3 protein-coding genes are annotated in these 2,963 nt (G+C 72.3%); 1 reads left to right on the top strand and 2 read right to left on the bottom strand.

Annotated elements, in window-relative coordinates:
• Positions 1-84 precede the first annotated feature (84 nt).
• Entirely contained in the window at positions 85-567 is a 483-nt protein-coding gene (locus tag HMPREF3086_RS13745; protein WP_061229346.1) for an RrF2 family transcriptional regulator, read from the bottom strand.
• 138 nt (positions 568-705) lie between these two features.
• Positions 706-1,641, bottom strand: a complete 936-nt coding sequence (locus HMPREF3086_RS13740) for a sulfite exporter TauE/SafE family protein (RefSeq protein ID WP_061229347.1) — start codon at positions 1,639-1,641, stop codon at positions 706-708.
• A 448-nt stretch (positions 1,642-2,089) separates the two neighbouring features.
• On the opposite strand from HMPREF3086_RS13740, the gene HMPREF3086_RS13735 reads away from it, so the two are divergent.
• Positions 2,090-2,911: a 3'(2'),5'-bisphosphate nucleotidase CysQ gene (locus HMPREF3086_RS13735; protein WP_061229348.1), complete on the top strand. Its 822-nt coding sequence runs from the start codon at positions 2,090-2,092 to the stop codon at positions 2,909-2,911.
• The last annotated feature ends 52 nt before the right edge of the window (positions 2,912-2,963 follow it).

Raw genomic sequence — 2,963 nt, 5'->3', positions numbered from 1 at the left:
CATGGCGTCTCGCGCGCACCGCGGGGTGGGCGAGACGCCATGGCCAGGAGCGGCTGCGTTGTGGGCGTGCAGGGGCTGGCGCGACTAGCGGGGTTCCCAGGCGTCGGTGTCGAGGGTCAGCTCGTGAACCTCTCCCGGCAGGTGCCCGGCGGCCAGGTCGGCGATCGTCACCGCGTCCATCACCCGGCGCAGCGCCGCCCGCGACGCGATCCACACGTGCTGCAGGACCGCCGCGCGCTCGTTGTAGACCACCGCCTCGGGCCGGACGTCGTAAACGCTGACCAGTGGCCCGTCGACGGCCCGCATCACGTCGGCGACCGTGATCTCGCCGGCGTCCCGGCCGAGGAACCACCCACCGGTCTTGCCGCGACGGCTGGCGACCAGGCCCGCGCGACGCAGGTCCGAGAGGATCGCCTGGAGGAAGCCGTGCGGGATGTCCTGTAGCCGCCCCAGTTCCTCCGCGCTGACCGGGCTGTCCCTCGGGTCGCGGGCGGGGTCGTCGCTGCGGGCCGCCGCGAGTTCGACGAGCGCACGCAACGCGTAGTCGGACTTGGCGGTGACCCTCATGGGACACAGTCTCCCAGAGCCGCTGCCATCGCGAGTGGGGGAGTGGCCAGGTCCAGCGCCTTGAGTCTGGGCGGACGTCCAGTTGGACAAGTAGCCAAGACTGTACGCCAGCGGACAGTCGTTCCCCGCGCTCACATTTCAACTGTGGACCGTGGCCGGTCCCGCGCTCGCGGACGGGGCGGGCCGTCCGGAGGTGCTGAGCTCGTCGTCGTCGCCCCGGCTTCTCCTCTCGGCGAGAACGGCCCACGCGATCAGTCCGAACCAGACGGCGACCAGGGCGAGGAGGATCGGGTTGGTGGCCGCGGACGGCACCTCGGCCCAGAGCAGCAGGGTGCGCGCGTTGGTCACCACGATGAGGCCGCCGGCTGCGGTGCCGAGCACGCGCGCGGGCAGGTGCTTGACCAGCCACGCGGCAAACGGCGCGACGATCACGCCGCCGACGAGTAGCGCCAGCGCGTAACCCCAGTCGATCCCGGCGGCGCCCAGGCCGAGGAGAAAGCCGAGCGAGCCGCCCACGGCCACCACGAACTCCGAGGTGTCGATCGAGCCCACGGCCTTGCGGGGTTCGACCCGGCCCGACGACAGTAGCGAGGTCGTCCCGACCGGGCCCCACCCGCCGCCACCGAGCGAGTCGAGCGTCCCGCCGACGAGACCGAGGGGGACGAGGAAGCCCGTGCGAACGCGACCCTTGAACTCGGGGCGTCGGCCGCCGAGCGCGAGGAAGCGGTACAGGACGTAGAGGCCCAGCGCGAGAAGGATGACGCCCACGACCGGCTTGGCCACGTCGGCCGGGAGGCTGCTGAGGATGGTGGCGCCGGCGAACGCGCCGATCGCGCCCGGGACCGCGAGGATGCGCACGATCCGCCAGTCCACGTTGCCGAGTTTGTGGTGGGAGAGGCCCGACGCGAGGGTGGTGCCGATCTCGGCGAAGTGCACGGACGCCGACGCGGCCGCCGGTGCGATACCGGCCGCGACCAGCAGCGTCGTGGAGGTGACGCCGTAGGCCATGCCAAGGGAGCCGTCGATGAGTTGGGCGATGGCGCCGACCACGCCGAGCACGATGAGAGTCCTCATGGGCACCCCTTTGAGGTAGTGGGCTGATTAAGTCGAGTAAGACAGTAGACATAAAGGCGCGGCCTTGTCTAGACCGATCTGTCTACCCCTCCGGCGCGGCCGTCTCCGGCGTCTCGCGCGATAGCGCGACACCATTTTCCGCTATAAGAGATTTGTGACAATATAGGTGGACCGCGCCGGCAAAGGGGACCGGCGCCATGCTCGAGGAGCCCCATGAACGAGGTCGGAGAGCGCGCGTGCTTTGTCGAGGAGACCGCGGACGGGGCCGTGTGGGGTTGCCAGCGCTGCGGGGCCCGGAGCGGCACGTTGCCGTCACGGGGAGCGGCGCGGGTGGCGGCCGATGCGCATCGTTGTCCGGATCAGCCCGCCCGCGTCGCGCGCGAGTACGGACACGGTCGGCGCAGGGGACTCCGGTCGCGCTGGCGGTGATCCTCCTAGGCTGGAGGCCATGACCTCCGCCACGCGCACCCCGGACCAGCAGCTCGCCGTCGACCTCGCCACGGACGCCGGCCGGCTGCTGGTGGAACTGCGGTCCTCCGGGCCCACCGGGCGTACGCTCGGCGACATCGGCGACCGCCGGGCCAACGAGCTCCTGCTCGAGCGGCTCGCCGACGCACGTCCGGAGGACGCCGTCCTGTCCGAGGAGTCCAAGGACGATCTCTCCCGCGTGGACGCCGACCGCGTGTGGATCATCGACCCCGTCGACGGCACCCGCGAGTACGGGCTCGGCGACCGCCCCGACTGGGCCGTGCACGTGGCGCTGTGGGAGCGCGACGGCGACCCTGCGACATCACGACTCACCGCAGCCGCGGTCGGGTTACCGGCGCTCGGGGTGGTGTGTGGGGTCGACGACGACGAGATCTACGCCGCGCCCGTGGGCAACGGCGGGGTCCACGGGGGAGGCCTTCTTCCCCCTCGTACGGGCTCCCGGCCGAGGATCGTCCTCTCGGCCTCCCGTCCGCCCCGGTTCGCCGATGCGGTCGCCGAGGCGGTGGGCGGGGATCTCGTGCCGCTGGGGTCGGCCGGCGCCAAGACGGCGGCCGTCGTCCGCGGCGAGGCGGACGCCTACATCCACGCCGGCGGGCAGTACCAGTGGGACTCCGCGGCGCCGGCCGGCGTGGCGTTGGCCCGTGGGTTCGTCGCCGTGCGGATCGACGGCTCCCCGCTCGAGTACAACGTCGCGGAAACCTACCTGCCGGACCTCGTCGTGTGCCGCGCCGACCTCGCCGACGCGATCCTCGGCGCGATCGCCGACGCCGACCGGGCCTGATCTACCGGCCCCGTCGCGCGTCGGCTCGAGGGGGCCTGGCCCGGACCGGCCA

Origin of the sequence: Dietzia sp. HMSC21D01 (assembly GCF_001815995.1) — a bacterium.
Taxonomy (GTDB): domain Bacteria; phylum Actinomycetota; class Actinomycetes; order Mycobacteriales; family Mycobacteriaceae; genus Dietzia; species Dietzia cinnamea.
The sequence above is the reverse complement of the archived record's forward strand: the minus strand, read 5'-3'. Positions and strand labels throughout refer to the sequence as shown.

Excerpts from the sequence above, each read along its gene's own strand:
- HMPREF3086_RS13745 (WP_061229346.1), bottom strand. The coding sequence starts at position 567 with ATGAGGGTCACCGCCAAGTCCGACTACGCGTTGCGTGCGCTCGTCGAA.
- HMPREF3086_RS13740 (WP_061229347.1), bottom strand. The coding sequence starts at position 1,641 with ATGAGGACTCTCATCGTGCTCGGCGTGGTCGGCGCCATCGCCCAACTC.
- HMPREF3086_RS13735 (WP_061229348.1), top strand. The coding sequence starts at position 2,090 with ATGACCTCCGCCACGCGCACCCCGGACCAGCAGCTCGCCGTCGACCTC.